Raw genomic sequence first — 1,281 nt, 5'->3', positions numbered from 1 at the left:
CTGTATGGGTATGTGGCAGGGGATCCAGTCAATAAAAGCGATCCGACTGGGCTTCAGGAAGCGCCATCTGACACAGAGCGGCGGACCAGGCGAGTGGAGGTGCACCCTGCGGCATTACCTGCGATCAAAATGTGGAACGATGGGGTTACCGTCTGGAATCTCTATTCTGCAGTAACCAGCCTAGGCATGAAGGCCACTGCAGATGCGATCGATCCTGACCGAGAAGGTGTAGCAGAGCCTTCGAGACCATCTGATGGGTTACCTGTCCAAGATGGAGCGGTTGTCGTAAAGCCCGGGAAGACAGGCAGTGTCGATCAGATATGGGAGAAAGGAGGCGGTGCAGAGGGTGCGAATGACGATTTCGACAACAGTCCTGTTCTGCCCGATTCCGTAAAGGACATTAAGAATGGTGGTAGAACAGGAGTTCTCGAGGATGGACGAAAAATCACTGTTCGCCCTAACGGAGGTACGACAGATCCAAGGCCAACTGTTGAAGTTACGTCAGGTAACGGTCGTGGCCGAGACACGGATAAATTTAGATATAATGATTGAATAAAATGACAGATTTTACAGCAATTTTCTTTGAAAAGCTTTGTTTTGAAAATGGATCAACTATGGTGTGCTTTAGTACTCCCGAGAAAGGTTGTTCTGAATATATTAAATTTGAATTTGTTAGAAGGTTTTTATTTTTAAAGGAGTCGGAATATTGGTCAATATCTGATGATCAGGACAAAGAATTGTTAATTTCAAATAACAACGGATCCGTTTCTATTTATTTAATAAATTCAGGATCAGTTATAGAGAATAGTTTTTCAGATGATCTAAAGAATGAGCGTCCATATTTATACTCTGTTATGACCTCTGACGAGTGCTTTGAGGTTGCTTGCTTTTCTGAGCCAAGTGAAATTATTCCATCAAAAAAATATTTGAAATAATACTTGCCGGAGTTAGCAAGATAAAAGCTGCGTCGCCGATGACGTGTGAGAATGTTGCCGGGATGGGGTTTGGCGTGGCACGGCCCCCCGTCAGAGCAGCCCGTGATTCCCGCAAGCCTGTCGCCCATACGATGTAATCCCGCTCTGTTGGCCCCTTGGCGTGGGGCATAAACCGTGTCTTGGCGACGGCTATGGAGCGCGATTTAAGGGTATTGTGGAAGGGGTTTATGGGCGTAAGTTTGACCACGTAAAATTTGCACACGCTACGCACAACTTTGTTGTGTTTTTTTGCCCTTCAAGAAATTGATTTATATAGATAATTTGTTTTTGTAATACGAGCTCGTAT

At 45.1% G+C, this 1,281-nt stretch carries 2 protein-coding genes; both read left to right on the top strand.

All coding sequences use genetic code 11. The annotated features are described in order from the left end of the window. Window positions 1-552 (top strand): hypothetical protein (locus ACK8OE_RS20805; protein ID WP_410274221.1); only part of this gene is annotated, 552 nt, incomplete at its 5' end. A 5-nt stretch (window positions 553-557) separates the two neighbouring features. Continuing rightward, entirely contained in the window at window positions 558-935 is a 378-nt protein-coding gene (locus ACK8OE_RS20800; RefSeq protein WP_410274220.1) for a hypothetical protein, read from the top strand. The last annotated feature ends 346 nt before the right edge of the window (window positions 936-1,281 follow it).

Origin of the sequence: Asticcacaulis sp. W401b (assembly GCF_046503825.1) — a bacterium.
Lineage (GTDB): Bacteria > Pseudomonadota > Alphaproteobacteria > Caulobacterales > Caulobacteraceae > Asticcacaulis.
This window is presented reverse-complemented; position numbering and strand designations above follow the sequence as displayed.

Excerpts from the sequence above, each read along its gene's own strand:
- ACK8OE_RS20800 (WP_410274220.1), top strand. The coding sequence starts at position 558 with ATGACAGATTTTACAGCAATTTTCTTTGAAAAGCTTTGTTTTGAAAAT.